Annotated in this window: 20 protein-coding genes; 17 read left to right on the top strand and 3 right to left on the bottom strand. The window is 66.0% G+C overall.

Going from position 1 to position 19,399, the window contains the following annotated elements; all coding sequences use genetic code 11:
• Positions 1 to 11: 11 nt before the first annotated feature.
• The 3 genes from OHA42_RS05795 to OHA42_RS05785 all read left to right on the top strand — a co-directional run bounded on the left by OHA42_RS05795 (position 12) and on the right by OHA42_RS05785 (position 2,811).
• The gene (locus OHA42_RS05795) at positions 12 to 1,679 is read left to right on the top strand and encodes an ABC transporter family substrate-binding protein (RefSeq protein WP_406235194.1); all 1,668 of its coding nucleotides are present in this window, start codon (positions 12 to 14) and stop codon (positions 1,677 to 1,679) included.
• Positions 1,676 to 2,338, top strand: coding sequence for a hypothetical protein (locus OHA42_RS05790; protein ID WP_406235192.1), 663 nt, complete (start codon positions 1,676 to 1,678; stop codon positions 2,336 to 2,338). The genes OHA42_RS05795 and OHA42_RS05790 overlap by 4 nt, the downstream gene beginning before the upstream one ends.
• Positions 2,339 to 2,466: 128 nt before the next feature.
• Complete coding sequence (locus OHA42_RS05785) at positions 2,467 to 2,811, top strand: PCC domain-containing protein (RefSeq protein WP_406235190.1); 345 nt, start codon at positions 2,467 to 2,469, stop codon at positions 2,809 to 2,811.
• A gap of 60 nt (positions 2,812 to 2,871) precedes the next feature.
• Here the strand turns inward: OHA42_RS05785 and cutA are convergent, their stop codons facing one another.
• Entirely contained in the window at positions 2,872 to 3,204 is a 333-nt protein-coding gene (gene cutA / locus OHA42_RS05780; protein WP_406235188.1) for a divalent-cation tolerance protein CutA, read from the bottom strand.
• Positions 3,205 to 3,363: 159 nt separating this feature from the next.
• On the bottom strand, positions 3,364 to 3,708 hold the full coding sequence (locus OHA42_RS05775) for a YrdB family protein (RefSeq protein WP_406235186.1): 345 nt from the start codon (positions 3,706 to 3,708) through the stop codon (positions 3,364 to 3,366).
• Between the two features lie 177 nt (positions 3,709 to 3,885).
• Here OHA42_RS05775 and OHA42_RS05770 point away from each other — a divergent pair, with 177 nt between their 5' ends.
• Positions 3,886 to 4,608 (top strand): FadR/GntR family transcriptional regulator, encoded by a 723-nt coding sequence (locus OHA42_RS05770; RefSeq protein ID WP_406235184.1) that lies wholly within the window; start codon positions 3,886 to 3,888, stop codon positions 4,606 to 4,608.
• A gap of 93 nt (positions 4,609 to 4,701) precedes the next feature.
• On the top strand, positions 4,702 to 5,340 hold the full coding sequence (locus tag OHA42_RS05765) for a sterol desaturase family protein (protein WP_406239109.1): 639 nt from the start codon (positions 4,702 to 4,704) through the stop codon (positions 5,338 to 5,340).
• Positions 5,341 to 5,626: 286 nt separating this feature from the next.
• Here OHA42_RS05765 and OHA42_RS05760 read toward each other — a convergent pair whose 3' ends face one another.
• Complete coding sequence (locus OHA42_RS05760; RefSeq protein WP_406235182.1) at positions 5,627 to 6,184, bottom strand: TetR/AcrR family transcriptional regulator; 558 nt, start codon at positions 6,182 to 6,184, stop codon at positions 5,627 to 5,629.
• 119 nt (positions 6,185 to 6,303) lie between these two features.
• Here OHA42_RS05760 and OHA42_RS05755 point away from each other — a divergent pair, with 119 nt between their 5' ends.
• From OHA42_RS05755 to OHA42_RS05700, 12 genes are all read left to right on the top strand, one after another.
• Entirely contained in the window at positions 6,304 to 7,065 is a 762-nt protein-coding gene (locus OHA42_RS05755; protein ID WP_406235180.1) for a carboxymuconolactone decarboxylase family protein, read from the top strand.
• Between the two features lie 593 nt (positions 7,066 to 7,658).
• A complete protein-coding gene (locus OHA42_RS05750; RefSeq protein ID WP_406235179.1) occupies positions 7,659 to 9,077 on the top strand; it encodes an MFS transporter in 1,419 nt (472 codons plus the stop codon).
• 74 nt (positions 9,078 to 9,151) lie between these two features.
• Positions 9,152 to 9,373: a heavy-metal-associated domain-containing protein gene (locus tag OHA42_RS05745; protein WP_406235177.1), complete on the top strand. Its 222-nt coding sequence runs from the start codon at positions 9,152 to 9,154 to the stop codon at positions 9,371 to 9,373.
• Positions 9,374 to 9,402: 29 nt separating this feature from the next.
• Positions 9,403 to 10,338 (top strand): hypothetical protein, encoded by a 936-nt coding sequence (locus tag OHA42_RS05740; RefSeq protein WP_406235176.1) that lies wholly within the window; start codon positions 9,403 to 9,405, stop codon positions 10,336 to 10,338.
• A gap of 283 nt (positions 10,339 to 10,621) precedes the next feature.
• On the top strand, positions 10,622 to 12,949 hold the full coding sequence (locus tag OHA42_RS05735) for a heavy metal translocating P-type ATPase (RefSeq protein WP_406235175.1): 2,328 nt from the start codon (positions 10,622 to 10,624) through the stop codon (positions 12,947 to 12,949).
• 279 nt (positions 12,950 to 13,228) lie between these two features.
• Complete coding sequence (locus OHA42_RS05730) at positions 13,229 to 13,372, top strand: hypothetical protein (protein WP_406235174.1); 144 nt, start codon at positions 13,229 to 13,231, stop codon at positions 13,370 to 13,372.
• Between the two features lie 576 nt (positions 13,373 to 13,948).
• On the top strand, positions 13,949 to 15,283 hold the full coding sequence (locus OHA42_RS05725) for an ATP-binding protein (RefSeq protein WP_406235172.1): 1,335 nt from the start codon (positions 13,949 to 13,951) through the stop codon (positions 15,281 to 15,283).
• Positions 15,280 to 15,696 carry a roadblock/LC7 domain-containing protein gene (locus OHA42_RS05720; RefSeq protein ID WP_328407958.1) on the top strand — a complete coding sequence of 139 codons (417 nt, stop codon included), beginning with the start codon at positions 15,280 to 15,282 and terminating at the stop codon, positions 15,694 to 15,696. Before OHA42_RS05725 ends, OHA42_RS05720 begins: the two co-directional genes overlap by 4 nt.
• On the top strand, positions 15,693 to 16,064 hold the full coding sequence (locus OHA42_RS05715; RefSeq protein ID WP_406235170.1) for a DUF742 domain-containing protein: 372 nt from the start codon (positions 15,693 to 15,695) through the stop codon (positions 16,062 to 16,064). The genes OHA42_RS05720 and OHA42_RS05715 overlap by 4 nt, the downstream gene beginning before the upstream one ends.
• A complete protein-coding gene (locus OHA42_RS05710; RefSeq protein ID WP_406235168.1) occupies positions 16,045 to 16,689 on the top strand; it encodes a GTP-binding protein in 645 nt (214 codons plus the stop codon). The genes OHA42_RS05715 and OHA42_RS05710 overlap by 20 nt, the downstream gene beginning before the upstream one ends.
• A complete protein-coding gene (locus OHA42_RS05705) occupies positions 16,686 to 17,960 on the top strand; it encodes a cytochrome P450 (RefSeq protein WP_406235166.1) in 1,275 nt (424 codons plus the stop codon). Before OHA42_RS05710 ends, OHA42_RS05705 begins: the two co-directional genes overlap by 4 nt.
• Positions 17,957 to 19,210 carry a cytochrome P450 gene (locus tag OHA42_RS05700; protein WP_406235164.1) on the top strand — a complete coding sequence of 418 codons (1,254 nt, stop codon included), beginning with the start codon at positions 17,957 to 17,959 and terminating at the stop codon, positions 19,208 to 19,210. Before OHA42_RS05705 ends, OHA42_RS05700 begins: the two co-directional genes overlap by 4 nt.
• The last annotated feature ends 189 nt before the right edge of the window (positions 19,211 to 19,399 follow it).

Genomic DNA, 19,399 nt, shown 5'->3' with positions numbered 1-19,399 from the left:
GAGGACCAGCAATGCGGCTTCGTTCCCTCGGCGCCCGGTGCGCCATCCCGGTCGTCGCACTGGGGTTGATCGTGACGGGTTGCTCCAACAGCGACGTGGCCTCGGGCACCAGCACCATCGGGAACACGAACGACATCAATCCGAAAGACCCGAGCGAACTGCGCGACGGCGGCAATCTGCGGTTGGCGCTGGGTGCCTTCCCGTCGAACTTCAACTACCTGCATGTCGACGGCGGCACCGATGACGGCGCCACCGTGATCGGCCCGACGATGCCTGCCGCGTTCGTCAGCGACGCCGCCGGACAGCTCACAGTCGACCACAACTACTTCACCGATATCACCCTGACGAGCACCTCCCCACAGCAGGTCACCTACACGATCAACCCGAAGGCCGTCTGGTCCGACGGCAGCCCCATCACCTGGGAGGACATGCGCTCTCAGGCGGCGGCGCAGAGCGGCAAGGACAATGCGTTCCTGGTCTCCTCGACCAGCGGTTTCGAACGGGTCGCGAAGGTGGAGCGCGGCGTCGACGATCGGCAGGCGATCGTCACCTTCGACAAGCCCTACGCCGAATGGCAGGGCCAGTTCAGCCCGCTGTATCCGAAGGCCGTGACCGCGAATCCCGATGCGTTCACCAATCTCGACCTCAACTCGCTGTCGGTCAGCTCGGGACCGTTCGTCATCACCACTATCGATCGCGCCCAGAACCGGATCACGCTGAACCGCAACCCGACCTGGTGGGGCGACACCCCCAAGCTCGACACCATCACCCTCAGCGTGCTCGACCACAGCGCCATGCTGCCCGCGATCCAGAACAACGAGCTCGACTACGGGTACATGTCCGGCATCGAGCTGGTGACCGCGGCCAAGAACTCGAAGAATGTCGTCATCCGCCGGACACCGGAGCCGAGCTGGTCGCATCTGACCTTCAACGGTGCGCCCGGCGCGCTGCTCTCGGATCCGCAACTGCGCATTGCTATTTCGAAGGCTATCGATCGGCAAGGTCTGGTGACCGCAGCCCAGAACGGCATCGTCACCGACCCGAAGCCGCTGAACAATCACGTCTTCATGGCAGGTCAGAAGGGCTACCAGGACAACGCGGGCCCAATTGCGTTCGATCCCGCCGAGGCCGCGCGGATGCTCGACGCGCTCGGCTGGAAGCTCAATGGCGATGTCCGTGAGAAGGACGGCCGCAAGCTGGAAATCCGCGATGTGATGTACCAGCAGGATCAGTGGGTGCAGACCGCGCAGATCGTGCAGCAGAATCTGGCCGCGGTCGGCGTGAAGCTGACCATCCAGACCGTGCCCGGCAGTGGCCTTTTCAAGGACGTGATCGATCCGGGCAACTTCGATATCGCCCAGTTCAGTTGGGGCGGTAGCGTTCTCCCACTCAGCGCGTTGCCCCAGATCTATGCCTACAATCCAGAGAACCTGCAGGGCAACAAGGCCAGGATCGGTTCACCGGAACTCAACGAACTCATCGATAAAACGATCTCCGAGCTCGACCCCGACAAGGCGATCACACTGGCCAACCAGTGCGATCAGATGATCTTCGCCGAGGGCTATTCGATCCCGCTCCAGCAGGCCTCGGGCACCTACGCGGTCCGCGAAAACCTGGCCAACTACGGAGCCTTCGGCCTCGCCTCCCCCGACTACACCAAAGTCGGCTTCCTGAAGTGAGTTCCGGACCGGGCCACCCCCTGGCCTACCCGGTCATCGTGACGATCGGCGCCCTGGCGATCTGCCTCGCCTGGGCGCCGTTCGCCGACCCGGACCAACTCGCCGCCCTGGCAACAGTGGCGCTCGGCGTTCTCGGCTACACGGCCTACCAGCTGAGCAGAGCCCTCGGCCTGCTACCCAACGGATCGCCCGGCGCCACCCGCACCATCGGCATCAAACGCATCCGCCAAGACCACCGCCTCCTCAGCCGAACCTGGCTCGAAATCACCGGCACCGATCGGCCCCGCTGGCTCCCTGTCTATTTCGACCCAGCCCTACTGGCCCTCACCGAAACCACCGGCGAGATCACCGACCGATCCATCCACACCGGCACCCTCCGCCTGTACCCCTCCGGCCGTATCCGCGATACCGAACCCCCAGGCCGCCTCATCGACAACCCCTCTCGCCCCGACCCCGAGGCCCCCACTCTCGCCACCAGTTCCACCCGCCCCACCCGCCGACTCCTGCTGGACGCCCAATCAACAGTCGCCGCCCCGTTCATCGCCCTGATGTGGGTCTACGTCGCCAATGGCGGCTTCACTGCCTTCCTCGCCGCCACCATCGTCGCCGCCGCCTGCACGATCTGGCTCTCCGCCATCCGGGGCTCCGACCCCAGCTGACTCTTCGTGACACATTCCGCCAGCCGACGGCAGCAATCAGCCGCTACCTCACGTGGCGAGTCCGATCCGGCGGCTGAGTTCGCGGATGCAGTTCCGGTTATGCGGCGCTCGTCAGGGAAGGTGAATCCATGCTGGTGTTCGAGGTCAACTATGGCGAAATGATGAAATCCCTTACTGCACAAGCGGAGGCGGCGGAAATCACCGATGCCGCGATCGTGAGTCTGATCGGAGGAGTCGACCGTTTCACCATCTCGACCATGCCCGCCGATGACGCGACGAAGGACATCGTCAGCAACTATGCGCTACCGGCCGAGATGCACGGATCCGGCGAGATCCGTGACGGCAAAGTCCATGTCCACGCGACCATGGCGGTCCAAGGCGACAGGGCTATTGCCGGCCATGTACACGAGGCGCACATCGGCACTTGGTTCGCGCGGGCGTACGTAATTCCGCGTCCAGCGCGTGATCAGTAGCGGTCGTCGGCATCGGGACGTCTGAAGACTGGGCGTAGTACCCGCATTTGGCTCGCGTACCTATTCCGGTGCAACTGTCGTTCGCTCGACCCATTCCGCGTAGCTGTCCGAGCACCAATCGACGGGAGTGGCGGACACCTCTGGGCTGTCCCAAGGGTGAATCTCGACGATTCGAGCCGCGAGCCGATCGCGGGCACCCGCTGATGTGCGGAGCGTGACGCGCCATTCGGTGCCTTCGCCGAGCTCTCCGAGATGCCAGAAGACCGAGATCGCCGGACCTGTGATCTCTGCGCCTGCGGCCAGCTTCTCCGTGACAATCACGCGCGCGAGCGACCGCGCGTCGGCTTCCGTTGCAGTGGTCGAGGTTACGGCCCAAATTCGCGCGGCAGGCATGCCGATCAGCCTAGGTGTTTCAGCGAAATCGGCAGACATATGCGGATTCGGGCGTCGTCGACAACGCTCGCGCTGGCGGAACAGACGGGCTCGAGGTTCCGCGCAGTTCACCGCACCGTTTCCTCAAGATCTCCTGAACCCGTACGCCACGCGGCGTGCTCACGGGGTGATGTGCCCGAGCCTGATCGCCAACAGGTTCGCGATCAGGACGGCGACGAAGACGACCGCGGCCGCTCGGTAGCTCACGGCCCACAATCCGACCGCAGCGCTGCCGAAAACCACGACCTTGGTGACGACCGCGAGCAGTGGGTTGTCGAATGTCGCATTCGGCGCCGCGAAAAGGCCCCACGCCACCGCCGCGAGGAGAGGCGTTCCCACGGCCAACACGAGCTTGACCGGAATCGCAGTGGCGGTCTTCCAGCCCCACGCTGCCAGCGCCGCGAGCGCGACCAACTCCATCACGAATGCCAGCGTGAGGTTGGCCCATTTCCAGACTTCTTGCATGTCCGTTCTCCCTCAAATAACTGAGAGCATCGCTCTCTAATGAGAGCAGTGTGCTGGACTGGTTCGCCTTCGTCAAGTGGCAGCCCGGCACTGACAGCGGATGTCGAGCGGGTCGGGGTGCGATGGCAACTGGTCTGACCACTTGACCATCTGGCCGATGTGGCGCACAGTAGGGATATGGCGTTGCAACCGGTGGTCAAGCGGTCGGTGTCCGGCGATGTGTTCGAGCAGATCGCGGCGGATGTGTTGAGTGGGGAGTTGGCGCCGGGGGCGACTTTGCCTAGTGAGCGGCAGTTGGCGGAGGCGTTGGGGGTTTCTCGGCCTGCGGTTCGGGAGGCGTTGCAGCGGCTGGCGGCGGCCGGGTTGGTTGCGGTGCGGCAGGGGGATGCGACGACTGTGCTGGATTATCGGCGGGGGGCCGGGCTGGAGGTTTTGCCTCGACTGCTGGTGCAGGGCGGGGAGTTGGATCCGGGAGTTGCGCGCAGCATTCTCGAGGCTCGGCTGCACAACGGGCCGAAGGTCGCCGAGTTGGCGGCTACGCGGCTGGGCAAGACCGACTCCGCCACCGTTGGTGCGGCGCTCGAGCGCACCGTGGCAGCACTTGCCGCAGAACAGGATCCGGTCGCCCAGCAGCGGCATGCGATGGAGTTCTGGGATCACGTCATCGACGCGGCCGATTCCATCGTGTTCCGGCTGATGTTCAACATGCTCAGCGCCGCCTACGAACCCGCGCTCACCGCGCTGGCTCCGATCATGTCCGCCGAGGTGGGCAATGTCGAGGCGTACCGCGAACTGGCCGCCGCCATCGTGGCGGGCCGGCCGCAACAGGCCGCCGAGATCGCCCGGGCGCTGCTCGAGCCGGCGACCACCATCCTGATCGATGCCCTCGGCGGGTACTGATCACGCTTCACCCTAGGAAGAACCTTGACGAAACCTCATTCCCCCGAACAGGATTCGAGCGCCCGGGCACGCGTTCAGCGAGACGAGCGCGCGCTGCGGCGCGGGCTCACCCTCCGCGAGGCCTTCCGCGAGTTCATCCGGCACCCTTCGCCGTGGCTCATCGGCGTCACCCTGCTCGCGGCCCTCGCCGGCCGAATCATCGTGGGCGACTGGCAGTTGACCGACGCGCTGGTACCCGCCGTGATGCTCGCGGTGTTCCCGATCTTCGAATGGATCGTGCACGTCACCGTGCTGCACTGGCGGCCACGCAAACTCGGTCCGGTCGCCATCGACAGCGAGCTGGCCCGCAAACACCGTGAGCACCACGTTGATCCGCGCAATATCCCGTTGATCTTCATCCCGACCAAGACACTGTCGGTACTGGTCGTCGTCCTCATCGCCGTTGCCGCCCTGGCATTCCCACGCCTGGGCCTCGGCCTGACCTTCCTGCTCACCATCACCCTGCTCGGCCTCGGCTACGAGTGGACCCACTACCTGATCCACACCGACTACAAGCCGCAAGGCTCGCTCTACCGCGCGGTCTGGCGCAACCACCGCCACCACCACTACAAGAACGAGCACTACTGGTTCACCGTCACCACCTCCGGCACCGCGGACCGCCTCTTCGGCACCCACCCGGACCCTGCCGAAGTCACCGCCTCCCGCACTGCCCGCAACCTCCACTCCGCCTGACCGCCGACAGCCGACGCTCCGCAGGACACCGGTCCACGCGTCGGCTGTCGGCTTCGGCCCACCACCCCCCGACCGCTCCGCCCTCCAACTTCCCTGTCAGCAGCAGCGGCCGAGTCGGGAGACGGGTGATCACCACCAGCAGGCTTGAAACGGGCGGGGTGGTGGATTTCGCGCGGGGGCCGACGATGCCGGGTTCGCGTCAGTGGCACATGGCTGCGGCCAAGCCGGGAAGCGCTGCCGCCGGCGTACCACTCGTCGTCGTCCACCGGACTGGCCGCTCTGTCGGTCAGTTCGAAGCGAGCAGGCGCGCGGCGATCGCACGAGCGCGGTGAGCGGCGGCGGGACTAGCTTCACGGACGGACGTGACGATGGCGCCGTCGACCAGGAGGGCGAATTCGGCGGCGAGTTCAGGGGCGTCGGATCTACCTGCCGCGGTAAGGAGTTCGGTGAGGTAGTCGATTACTCGGCGCTTGTGTCGATCTGCTGCCTGGTGCGCGGCGGCGGTGGGGTCGGCTACTTCGACCATGGTGTTGATGAAGGCACAGCCACGAAAGTCTTTGCGGGCGAAGCGTTCCGAGAGCGCATCGAATACGGCCAGCGGACGGTCGGCCGGGTCGGGCGCTTTCGATTCGACCGATTCCCGCAACCAGTCCAGCCAGCGGCGGTCGCGGCCCTCGAGCACCGCGATGACCAGGTCGTCCTTGCTGGTGAAGTGGCGGTAGAAGGAGGCACGGCCTACGCCGGACTCCTGAAGCAGGCGGTCGACGCCGACCGCGCGGATGCCCTCGGCGTAGAACAGCTCCTCCGCGGTGGCGAGCAAACGCTCCTTGGCCTGTGTTGCCATGACGCCACCATACCAGGACGGAACCAGTCAGTACCATCTTGCTTGACTAGTTCGGCACCGATCAGTACCGTCCCATTTCGGCACCGATCGGTACCATCACGTTCGAGCATGGAGTGCACATGTCGCGGCTACCTCTCGTCTCCACCGAAACTGCCGACGCGGAACAAGCAGATCTGCTGACCGAAGTTCAACGACAGCTGGGCCGGGTCCCGAATCTCTATGCCGCCATGGCGAACAGCCCGGCAACGCTGCGCGGCTACCTCACCCTGCGTGACGCGCTGACGCACGGAAAGCTCTCCGCCCGCGTCCGCGAGCAGCTTGCGCTGCTGGTGGCCAGCGAAAACAGTTGCGACTACTGCGTGGCCGCGCACACCATGCGGGCCGGACGGATGGGGTTCACCGATGAGGCGATCGCGGCCACCCGCGCGGCCAACGCCGAAGACCCGCACGCGGACGCGGTACTGCACTTCGCCAAGAAAGTGCTGCAATCCCGCGGCCGCGTCGACGACGGCTTGATCGCCTCGGCCCGGCAGCGCGGGGTGAGCGACGCCGAGCTGAGCGAGATCGTCGGCCACGTTTCGCTGAACATCCTGTCCAACTACTTCAATCACGTCGCACAGCCAGAGCTGGACTTCCCACCGGCCGCGGCCCTCACCCCGAAAGACACTGCAATGACTACGAAATGGCGTTCGGCACGCACAGTCGCACTGGTCGAGGGCTACTCGATACTCGACAACGAGGGGCGGCCGGTCCGCACTATAGATAACGTCCAGGTGCTGATCGAAGGCGGCTTCCTGCACGTCAAAGTCTCGGAAACCGCCGAGGTGCAGGTCGTGTCGGCACCGGCGGTCGCTGTTGTCAGCTACCGTCCCGAATCCTGAACGCCACCCTCGATTCACGGTCCGCCCGACTCGATTCCGGCCACGCCCGCGCCGCGCGACGAGCGACCGAATCCGCGCCGTCGATCGACCGATCACCGTAGAGCCCGGTCCTGACGATCCTCGATCGTCAGGACCGGGCTCGCGGCATCTCCGGGCTCGCGGCATCTCCGGGCTCGCGGCATCTCCGGGCTCGCGGCATCTCCGGGCTCGCAACATCTCCGGGCTCGCGACATCTCCGGGCTCGCGACGTTTCCGGGCACACAGGCCCAGCCCCGCGCAGCCCCCTCGGAACCTCGGATCCAACTGGACGAAAACGCGTTCCGCACACCACCCCAGGCAGGACATAGATCCGCACGGGGCGTTCGAGTGTTCGCATGCGGTTCCACAACACCGTCGAGATCCACGCTCCGATAGCGCCGCACCCTCCGCAACATCCTCTTCGATGCCGCCGCACCGTTCACCTCATCGACCACAGACCAGCTGCCACGACGCCCTTCCGAGCGAATCCGGGCCGTATCGATCTTGACAGATCAATACCCTAGGGGGGTATGGTACCGACAATCGTTCAGCTGTTCGGAAAGGACGGAATCGACATGACTACGCAAGTACGACCGACCGCGCGAAAGTGGTTGGCACTGGCGGTGATCGCCGCCGCGCAATTCATGGTCATCATGGACACCTCGATCATCGGCATCGCATTGCCGAAGATGCAGGCGGAACTCGGTTTCTCCCAGGAGAACCTGACCTGGGTGTTCAACGCCTACGTGGTCGCCTTCGGCGGACTGCTGCTACTCGGCGGCCGACTGTCCGACCTACTCGGCGCGCGGCGAGTATTCGCCGCGGGCTGGGTGGTGCTGCTGGCCGGATCCGCTATCGCAGGCGCGGCAGGCACCGTCGGCATCGAGCTCGCCGGTCGCGCCATCCAGGGTGGCGGGGCCGCCCTCATCGCACCGTCGGCACTGACACTGTTGATGATGCTGTTCGGTTCCTCGCCACAGGAACTGACGAAGGCACTCGCTGTTTACGGCGCCGCCGCACCCGCCGGCGGCACCGCAGGCGTGTTCCTCGGCGGCGTGATCACCGAATACATCAGCTGGCCTTGGGTTTTCTACATCAACATCCCGATCGCCGCGCTCGCACTCATCGCCGTTCCCGCACTGATGCCGAGCGCACCGATTCGCTCCGGATCGGTCGACCTGCTCGGTTCCGCCACCGTCACCGCGGGACTCGCCGCCGCCGTCTACGGCATCGTCCGCGCACCCGAGGTCGGCTGGGCGTCCGGACAGACCTGGGCGGTCCTCGCCGCCGCGGCCGCATTGCTCGCCGGATTCGTCTACCTGCAATCTCGCCGCAGCGAGCCGCTGATGCGGCTGAGCATCTTCCGCGCACCGAACCTCGCCGCCGCCAATATCGCCCAGCTGCTGCTCGGCGCGGCCTGGGTCCCGATGTGGTTCTTCCTCAACCTCTACCTACAGCAGGTGCTCGGCTACCGCGCATTCCCGTCGGGCGCGGCGCTGCTGCCGATGACGACGCTGATCATGCTCGGCATGGTGGTGATCGCACCGCGGGCGATGCAGCGTTTCGGCGCGAAGCCGATGATCGTCACCGGCCTACTGGTGCTCGGCATCGGGCTGGGGATCATGTCACTGGTGCGGGCGACCGGCAACTTCTGGATCGATGTATTGCCCGCCTCGCTGGTCGCCGCGGGCGGCATGTCGCTGGCCTTCATACCCTCACTGGGTACGGCTATCTCCGCGGCGCGTCCTGAAGAAGGCGGGCTGGCCTCCGGCATCGTCAACGTCAGCTACCAGGTCGGCTCGGCCATCGGGCTGGCCGCGATGACCGCGGTCGCCACCGCGGTCGGCGCCGACAAGGTCGGCGATCTTCCGGCGCTGACCAGTGGTTTCTCGGCAGCATTCCTCGGCGCGGGCGGCATCGCGATTGCCGGGGCGGGCATCGCGGCGGTGACCATGCGCACCCCCGGGCGGGAATCCACGCCCGAAGTCGTTTGACAAAATACCCTAGGGGGGTATGGTAAAAACCGAATGAGGCGGCAGGCGCCGCCATCGCCAGAAGGAGAGACCTCATGAGCACCGCAGCCACCACCGCCACTGTCACCGTCACCGGAATGACCTGTGGATGCTGCGTCAACTCGGTCAGCAAGGAGGTCGGCAAGATCGCCGGCGTCACCGCTGTCGACGTCGACCTCGCCACCGGCAGGGTCACCGTCGACAGCGCGGCCCCGGTCGAGCCCGGCGCGATCGCCGCGGCCGTCGACAAGGCCGGCTACCAGGTCACCGCCGACTAACTCGACATCTTCCAGAACGGAGCATCCCGATGAACGCATCCAGCAAATTCGCCGGCTTCGCCCTCGGTCTCGCGGCGGTCTTCGGGATCGCTCTGGCCATCGGCGCCGCGATCGGACCGGACGCCACCGAACCGGCCGCGCACGATTCGAATACTCACGAGGAAGGGGCCGCCACCGCTGGCGGGCCGAACTCCGAGGAATACCCTGCCGGACTTATGGCCACGCAAAACGGCTACACCCTGCGGCTGGACACCACGCAGACCAGCGCGGCAGCAAATGTTCCCCTGCGTTTCCGCATCCTGAATCCGGCAGGCACACCAGTGACCCGCTACGTGCGCAGTCACGACAAGGATCTGCACCTGATCGTGGTACGCCGCGACATGGTCGGTTTCCAGCACGTGCATCCCACCCTCGACCGGACCGGAACATGGAGCGTCCCACTGGATCTCACGCGCGCCGGTGACTACCGGGTATTCGCCGATTTCACCGCGGAAGGCAGCGACAACCTCACCCTCGGCGCTGACCTGCGGGTGGCGGGCAACTACGACGCACAGCCACTGCCCGCACCGGCGACCACCAGTACGGTCGGCGATTACACGGTCACCTCGACCGGCGCGGTTACGCCAGGACAAGCCTCCACGGTCACCCTCTCGGTGCGCCGCGACGGCAAGCCGGTCACCGACCTACAGCCCTACCTGGGCGCCTACGGTCACCTCGTTGCACTGCGGGCCGCCGACCTCGGCTACCTGCACGTCCACCCCGAAGGCCATCCCGGTGACGGCATGACCCCGGCAGGCCCCGGCATAACCTTCGCCGTCACCGCACCCAGCGCGGGCGACTACCGACTGTTCCTCGACTTCCAGCACGAAGGAGTCGTCCGCACAGCCGAATTCACTCTCAGCGTCGCCCCTGGTCCAGCGCCCACCAGCAGTGCCACCGCGCCGGAACCCGCACACGGCCACTGACCGTGCCACCCCGAACGGAGCAACAATGACCCCCGAAACTCGGCCGACCGGCAACGAGCAGACCACCACCGCCGAACCAACTCGGGCACCCGGTCCGCACACCGATCCGAGTCCCCTGTCACTGGTCCGCGTCGACGAACCCCCGCGTGGTTGCTGCCGATCCCGCTGACGCCGGACCGCAAGCAGCCACCCGCACCGAATCCACTCGAATAACCCGTAACCGACCCACAGCGGGCACGCCCGCTCCCCCACAAGCCCTTTGCCGCACAGAACGGAGCAGACGATGACCACCACGACGCAACCACCGGCCAGCGGTCAGGTCGAATTGGTGATCGGTGGCATGACCTGCGCGTCCTGCGCCAATCGCATCGAGAAGAAGCTGAACAAGCTCGACGGCGTCACCGCGACCGTGAACTACGCGACCGAGAAAGCTCGGGTCGACTTCAGCGGCAACGTCTCGTCTGCGGAGTTGATCGCCACGGTCGAGCAGGCAGGCTACACCGCGGCGCTGCCCGCGCCGAAAACCGATGTGCCGACGGAAACCGCTGCGGCCGAACCGGATCCGACCGCGTCACTACGCACACGCATGCTGGTCTCGCTGGTGCTGACCGTGCCGGTGATCGCCATGGCGATGGTGCCCGCACTGCAATTCACCAACTGGCAGTGGCTGTCGCTGACGCTGGCGGCGCCGGTCGTCGTCTGGGGCGCGCTGCCGTTCCACAAGGCGGCCTGGACCAATCTCCGCCACGGGACGGCAACCATGGACACCCTGGTGTCGATGGGAACCATCGCCGCACTCGGCTGGTCGCTGTATGCGCTGTTCTGGGGAACCGCCGGAACGCCGGGCATGAAGCACCCTTTCGAGTTCACCATCTCGCGGATGGACGGCAGCGGAAGCATCTACCTGGAGGCCGCGGCGGGTGTCACCACCTTCATCCTGGCCGGACGCTTCTTCGAGGCCAGGTCCAAGCGGCGGGCAGGCGCTGCGCTGCGCGCTTTGCTGGAACTCGGCGCCAAAGAGGTTTCGGTGCTGCGCCGTGCGAGCGACGGGCCCCGAGGAGGCAGCGTGCGTGACCACGCAGGGCCCCGGGAGCAAGGCGATGGATACAGCTGGGTCGAGCAGCACATCCCCGTCGACCAGTTGGCTGTCGGCGATCAGTTCGTCGTGCGGCCGGGTGAGAAAATCGCCACCGATGGCGTGGTGGTGGAGGGTTCCTCCGCTGTCGACGCCTCGATGCTGACCGGTGAATCGATGCCGGTCGAGGTCGGGCCCGACGATGCGGTGGTCGGCGCGACGGTGAATGTCGGCGGACGAATCGTGGTGCGCGCCGGTCGAGTCGGCTCCGATACGCAGCTGGCGCAGATGGCGAAGCTGGTCGAGGACGCACAGACCGGCAAGGCGCAGGCCCAACGGTTGGCGGACAAGATCTCCGGGATCTTCGTGCCCGTCGTGATCGCACTGTCGGTTGCGACGCTCGGATTCTGGCTCGGCACCGGTGGTTCCATCGCGGCGGCCTTCACCGCCGCGGTCGCGGTGCTGATCATCGCCTGCCCGTGCGCCCTCGGGTTGGCCACGCCGACCGCGTTGATGGTCGGCACCGGCCGAGGCGCGCAGCTGGGCATCCTGATCAAAGGTCCCGAGGTGCTCGAATCGACCCGGCGGGTGGACACCGTGGTGCTGGACAAGACGGGCACGGTCACCACCGGCAAGATGGCGCTGCTGGATGTCGTTGCCGCGGTAGGCGAGGACACCGGCGAGATCCTGACGCTGGCCGGAGCGCTGGAGGATTCGTCGGAACACCCCATCGCACAGGCCATCGCCAAGGGCGCGCGCGACAAGGTCGGTGAACTGCCGCCGGTCGAGGGCTTCGCGAATATCGAGGGCCTCGGCGTGCAGGGTGTTGTCGACGGACACGCGGTGATCGTCGGGCGCGCCCGGCTGCTCGCCGACTGGTCACAGCAGCTCGACGCCGACCTCGAGCGCGCGATGCACGAAGCCGAGTCACAGGGCAAGACCGCGGTCGCGGTGGGCTGGGACGGCAAGGCACGTGGCGTGCTTGTTGTCGCCGATGCGGTGAAACCCACTTCCGCCGAAGCGATATCGCAGTTGAAGGCACTCGGGCTCACCCCGATCATGCTCACCGGTGACAATGCCGCCGCGGCCCGCGCGATCGCCGATCAGGTCGGCATCGATGAGGTGATCGCGGAGGTTTTGCCGAAGGACAAAGTGGACACCGTCGCACGGCTGCAAGCCGAGGGCAAGGTCGTCGCCATGGTCGGCGACGGCGTCAACGATGCCGCGGCACTGGCGCAGGCCGATCTCGGACTGGCCATGGGCACCGGCACCGACGTCGCCATCGAGGCAAGCGATCTGACCCTGGTACGTGGCGACCTGCGCGCGGCTGTCGATGCGATCCGCTTGTCCCGCAAGACCTTGGGCACTATCAAGGGCAACCTGTTCTGGGCCTTCGCCTATAACGTCGCGGCGATCCCGCTGGCGATGGCGGGCCTGCTCAACCCGATGCTCGCGGGCGCGGCCATGGCGTTCTCCTCGGTCTTCGTGGTGAGCAACAGCCTGCGGCTGCGCGGCTTCCGCTCGACCGCGCGGTAGCCCACTCGGACAGGACGGGCGGGGCGGCACAGCTCATGTGCCGCCCCGCATCGGTCCGGCAACCGCTGCGCCACTATCTCTTCGACGCAGGCCCGAGCTCGCCGCCCGGCGATCAGCGACCACGTTTACCGGAATCCGAGCGGTGTTCGACCCCTTCGGTTTCGACCTTCTCCTTGCGAACGCCCTCGGTGCGGTCTGCTGATCTTCGACCTCGTCGGCCGCCGATCCGACCCGCCCCACCCGCCGCGCGGCGTGCTGAGTCACGGACACCTCGTCCTCGTGCAGCACAACCTCACGTTGCTGCTCACCGATCTTCACCCCATCCACGCGGACGGGTCCGTGATCGGCTCGCGCACCACCCTGACCTCCTTGTGGGTGGCCGGCACCGGCAATATCAAGATCGACGTGCTGCTGCCCTTGTAGTGAATGTTGCCGTTTCCTCTTGGAAATACGAACCGATCAGCTACAAAATGGCAACTACGCGGTACTTACTGACTCGAACACCCGGCACCTGAGATATTCACTCCGCCCGACCTGCCGCAATCCGGACGTGGACGGCATTGCGATTCCGGCATTGCGGCGACCGAATTCATCCGCCTCGCGAAAGGGCCCGGCCAAACGGTGACGACCCAGTCGTCGGTTGCGCGAAAGATGACGGCAGGGCACCGCAAACCCGCAGCACCCGGCCTGCGTGGTGCCGGCTCGGCCCGCATATCGTACTGATTCAAAATTCAAGTAAGACAACAGGTTACGAACACATTGGCGCCTCGTCGCCAGTTCCCATTGATGGAAGATCACTCTTTCGTTCGCAGACCCCGGCGGCTATGCTCGTCCGCGAGATCTGAAACTGCCTGGTGGCCTGCATTATTCACCGAAGGGCTCCGCAGGCAGGAGGGATCGGGGGAATTACGGCATCTCCCCCTGGCGAACGCGAGTGCGGAAGTACGGGACTTGTCAGAGTTATTGAATCCGCCGGATGGCGAGCTGCAGGAACACGCCGTGCCTGGTCTTCACATGCCCTATCTAGCGCTGCTGACCTCCGGTGTCACGAGCGCGGTCGTTGTGGTGATAGCGGTGGTCAGTGCACCGGCCGAATTCCGTATTCCGCTTGCCGCGGGCGCGATTGTGGTCTCGATTATTCTGTGCGCCAGTATCACCGGGGCCGCGCACTACCGCGGTGAGGCCGCGCGTGCCCGCGGTGCGGCGGAACGAGCCCGCCGAGCTACCGCGGCGACCGTCGCCCAGGCAGCAGCCACGGCGGCGGCCGAAATCGCGGCCGCGAACGAACGTGCGGCGGGCTGTGAACAGGCATCGAAGACCAGCGAGAATCGCCGCGCCGCCGCCATGTCCGCCTTCGCGGGCGCCGCGGGCCGCATGCAGGCGATGACCACCAGCATGCTCGCCGAGCTGCGGGAGATGGAGCATCGCCACGCTGATCCGCGAGTGCTTGCCGACCTGCTGCACCTCGATCACCGCACCGCACAGGCAGGCAGGCTCGCCGACAGCATCGCCGTACTCAGCGGTGCCAGGTCCGGGCGTAGGTGGGCCAAACCGATTGCCATGGAATCGATCCTGCGTGGCGCGATGGGCCGAGTCGCCGGATATCAGCGCGTCCGACTGCGCGCCATCACCGACATCGCCATCGTGGGCCACGCGGCCGAAGGCGTGATGCACACCTTGGCGGAACTGCTCGACAACGCTTGCAATTTCTCCCCGCCGACCACCGAAGTCCATGTCTACGCCGCCGAGGTCCCCGCCGGTGTCGTGCTGACCATCGAGGACAGCGGACTGGTCATGAGCGAATCGGCGCTACGCCGTGCCCAGCAGGCCGTCTCGGTTTCGAGCCCCAACGGGCGCGGTAGTCGAGCGGGCTCGGACCTGTCCTCGCTCTCCGGTACTCGGCTCGGCCTCGCCGTGGTCGGTCACCTCGCGCGCAAGCACGGACTGACCGTGTCCTACCGGCCCTCGGCCATCGGTGGCACGGCAGTGGTCATGGTGGTGCCGCGCGATCTCATCGCGCGTATCGAACGAACACCGGAATCGATCACCTCGATCACACTGCCCACCCCCGCGCCGGCCGCGGTGCCGACTCCCGTTATCGAACCCGCGCCGGCCCCGACCGAAGCCGCGCTGCCGAAGCGGCAAAGAGGCAGCGCACTGGCCGCGGCTCATCCCAATGGCCTGTCCACACCCGACGCCGCCACCTACACCGCGGCGACCCCGCCCGCATCGACGCCTTCGGCGTTGGGCGCTTTCCAGCGTGCGCTGGCCGGTCGTGAGACCGATACCGCCGCATCACCGTCCCCTTCCGTTGCTGTGGAGAACGATCGATGACAACGTCTTTGCCGACACAGCTTGGCTGGCTGTTGGAACAACTGCTGTCCAAGACCCCGCGCACCCGACATGCCCTGCTGCTGTCCGGCGACGGTCTGAAGATCTGCCACACACCGGAACTCGGTGTCGACAGCGCCGATCAGCTCGCCGCCATCGCCGCGGGTATCCAGAGCCTTTCGCACGGAGCTTCCGTCGAATTCGGTGACGGCCGTGGCGGTGTGCGCCAGTCGATGACCGAGTTCTACGGCGGGATCCTGTTCGTCGTCGAGGCCGGTATGGGAGCGCATATCGCCGTCGTCGCCGCCGAAGACGCGGACGCGGGCCTGGTCGGCCACAACATGCGGGAGCTCGTGGAACAGCTCGGGCACTACCTCGCCGCCGCACCGCGCGTCGGGGGAGAGAGCGTGTCTTGAGCTGGAGCGGCCGCGACGACGACCCGGATCGGCTCTACACACTGACCGGCGGACGGAGCACACCGGATTCCGACAGCTTCGATCTGGTCGCCCTCGTGGTCAGCGAGTGCGATCCGTCGCCCGGCATGCAGTCCGAACACGTGGCGATCCTCGGCATGTGCCAGGCCCCCACCGCCGTCGTCGAAATCGCGGCGGAGCTACGGCTGCCGGTCGGCATCACAACGGTCCTGCTCTCGGACCTGCTGTACGCAGGCAAGATCACCGTGCGTCATCCCCAGCCGGGCCCCACAGTTCCTGGTGCGCCGTGGAATTCGCTGCCCGATGCCACCACCCTCGAGAAGGTGCTCGTTGGACTCCGTAAACTTTGATCCCCCGCCCGCACGGGCCGACGCACCGCTGAACAGCAGCACCCGTCATGGACTCAAGATCGTCATCGTCGGCGGCTTCGGCGTCGGCAAGACCACCCTGGTCCGCTCGGTCAGTGAGATTCGGCCGCTCGACACCGAGGCGACGATGACCAACGCGGGCGTGGGAATCGACGACCCCCGTGGCGCTCCGGGCAAATCGACCACGACGGTCGCCTTCGACTTCGGACGAATCACCATCGACGACGAGAACGTCCTCTACCTCTTCGGAGCCCCTGGCCAGGAACGGTTCTGGTTCCTGTGGGACCGATTGTTCACCGGCGCGCTCGGCGCGATCGTGCTCGTCGATCAGCGCAGGATCGCCGATTCGTGGTACGCCATCGACCGGCTCGAACACCAGCAAACACCATTCATCGTGGCATGCAACAACTTCGGCGGTCCGTCGGATCGAGGCGCAGCCGTGCGCGAAGCCCTCGATCTCGACCCACAGGTACCGCTCATCGAATGCGACGCCAGATCACGCGAATCCAGCAAGCAGGTGCTGATCACCCTGGTCGAGTACCTGTACACCGATACACCCGAACCGGACCGGTCCACTCTCCTCACCGCCTCGGAGCCCGCATCATGACCACGCCAAGTGCCACGTCGGGCAATACCCAGCAGTGCCCGGTCGCCCACGCAGTTCCCTTGAGCGGCCCCGGTTTCCAGATCGACCCGAACCATCTCTATCGCGAGATGCGCCGCGAGCACGGGCCGGTGGTCGCCGTCGAACTGCCCGGCGGATTTCCGGCCTGGCTTGTCATCGGCTATCGCGAGTTGCATCAGGTCACCAGTGATCCGGAGTTGTTCCCGCGCGATGTCGGTCTGTGGAATCAGTGGCCGAACATCCCGGAGGATTGGCCACTGCTCCCGATGGTCGGGCGGCCGATGCCGTCGATCTACTTCACCGCGGGCGCGGAGCACCTGCGGCACGTCGCGATGGTGGAACCCGCACTGGAAGCGGTCGATCCCTTCGAATTGCGGCGCACCTGTGAGGATTTGGCCGATCAGCTGATCGACGTATTCTGCGGACGAGGCGCGGCCGATCTGGTTGCCGACTTCGCCGAGCCGCTTCCGGTGCTGGCGATCGCGCGAATCGTCGGCTTCCCCGACGCGGACGGGCCGCAGCTGGCCTGGCTGATGAAGACGATGGCCGACGGCGGCGCGGACGCGCAGACGGCCTATCTGCATCTCCTCGAACGCATACAACACCTGGTCGCCGTGAAGAAAGAGCGACCCGGCGACGATCTGGTGTCGCGGATGCTGGCACACCCGACCCCGTTCACCGATCAGGAATACGCGATGGACCTGATGGCCATCACGGCGGCGGGACACCTGACAACCGCGGACTGGCTCGCGAGCTCGGTGCGACTGATGCTCACCGACGACCGGTTCGCCGCGGCACTCGGCGGCGGGCGGCACAGCGCGGGCCAGGCGATGAACGAGGTGCTGTGGGAAGAAACGCCGACTCAGATCCTCGCCGGTCGCTGGGCGGCTCGTGACACCAGACTCGGCGACAAACTCATCAGGGCAGGCGACATGCTGCTGCTCGGACTCGCCGCCGCCAATGCCGATCCCCATGTCCGCCAACATCTCAGCGCAAGCGGCGAACCGGCCCATACCGGCAACAGCGCGCACTTCGCTTTCAGCTACGGCGAGTACCGCTGCCCGTTCCCAGCGCAGCAGATCGCGGAAATCATCGCGCGGACCGGCATCGAGGTCTTCCTCGACCGGCTGCCCGATATCGATCTCGCGGTGCCCGCGGAAAGCCTGGTCCGACGCCCGTCGGTGTTCATGCGCGGCATGGTGTCCTTGCCCGTCCGTTTCACACCTGTTCGCGCTGTCGGAGGTCATCAGTGAGCCAAGAATGTCCGCATGCCGGACCTATCGCCATCGACCCCATGGTCACCGACCTCGCGACGGAAACCACCCGACTACGCGCCGCGGGACCGGTCACCCGCATCGAACTGCTCGGCGTGCCCGCCTGGACCATCACCGAACACGCACTCGCCAAACAACTCCTCACCGACCCACGACTGATCAAAGACATCAACGCCTGGTCGCTGTGGACATCCGGTGTCGTGACCAGGCAGTGGCCACTGATCGGCATGATCGACGTCGGCCGTTCGATGTTCACCGTGGACGGTGCCGAGCATCGACGGCTGCGGATCAAAACCACCCAGGCGCTGACGCCACGGCGGTTGGACGCGCTACGCCCGGTGGTCGAACGACTTACCGTCGAGCTCTTGGACGACCTTGCCGAGGCATCGCGCGAAGGCGCCGTCATCGATCTCAAGTCGGAGTTCGCCTATCCCCTACCCATGCGCGTCATCAGCGAACTCATGGGCGTCGACCGCAGTGACCACCCGATGCTTCTCACCTGGTACAAGGCGTTCTTCTCGCTGCTCACCCCGCAGGATGAGCGGTTACAGGTGATCAGCGACCTGACCGACTACTTCACCGACATGGTGCGGAAGAAGACCGCCGATCCGGCCGACGACCTCACCACCGCCCTCATCCTCGCCGACGAGGACGGACGGCCGTTGACCGAGGAAGAGGTCGTCGGCAATCTGCAGGCGCTGGTGGCGGCCGGGCACGAAACGACGGTCGGCCTCATCCTGAACGCCGTGCGCGCACTATTGCGTCGGCCGGACCAGTTGAGCAGCATTCGCCGCGGCGAGTTCGAGTGGAAGAACGCCGTCGAGGAAACACTGCGCTGGGACACTCCGGTAACCCATCTGCTGATGCGGTTCGCCACCGAGGACATCACTGTCGGCGAGACGGTGATCGCGAAGGGCGACGGTGTGGTCATGTCCTATCGGGCGATCGGCAGGGACACCGCGCTGCACGGCCAGGACGCCGAAGAGTTCGACCTCTCGCGCCCGACAGCCAACCGGCACATGGCCTTCGGCTACGGCCCGCATATCTGCCCCGGTGCCGCGCTCGCCAGGCTGGAGGCTGGCATCGCGCTACCCGCCTTGTTCGAGCGGTTCCCCGATCTGCGACTCGCGGTGCCGGACGAGGACATTCGTAACCTTCCGGTACTCACGCAAAACGATCTGGCGGCTTTTCCCGTGCTCCTGAAGGGTCCTTTGAGTTTTCCTGGTTGATCAGAACCTCTGACAAAGGTCCACGCGGTTCCGAGGCGGCCGGATCCGCCGGCCCGCCGTGCGATTCCCTGAATTCGTCACCGACGAGCTGACCGCGCACCGGACAGTGCGAAGCCGAACCGGCATCCCGGCTCTCCGGCGCGCGGTTGCGACCCTCGATCATGACCCATTTGGTACATGATCGCACCG

The sequence above is a fragment of the Nocardia sp. NBC_01009 genome (genome assembly GCF_045208035.1).
Lineage (GTDB): Bacteria > Actinomycetota > Actinomycetes > Mycobacteriales > Mycobacteriaceae > Nocardia.
This window is presented reverse-complemented; position numbering and strand designations above follow the sequence as displayed.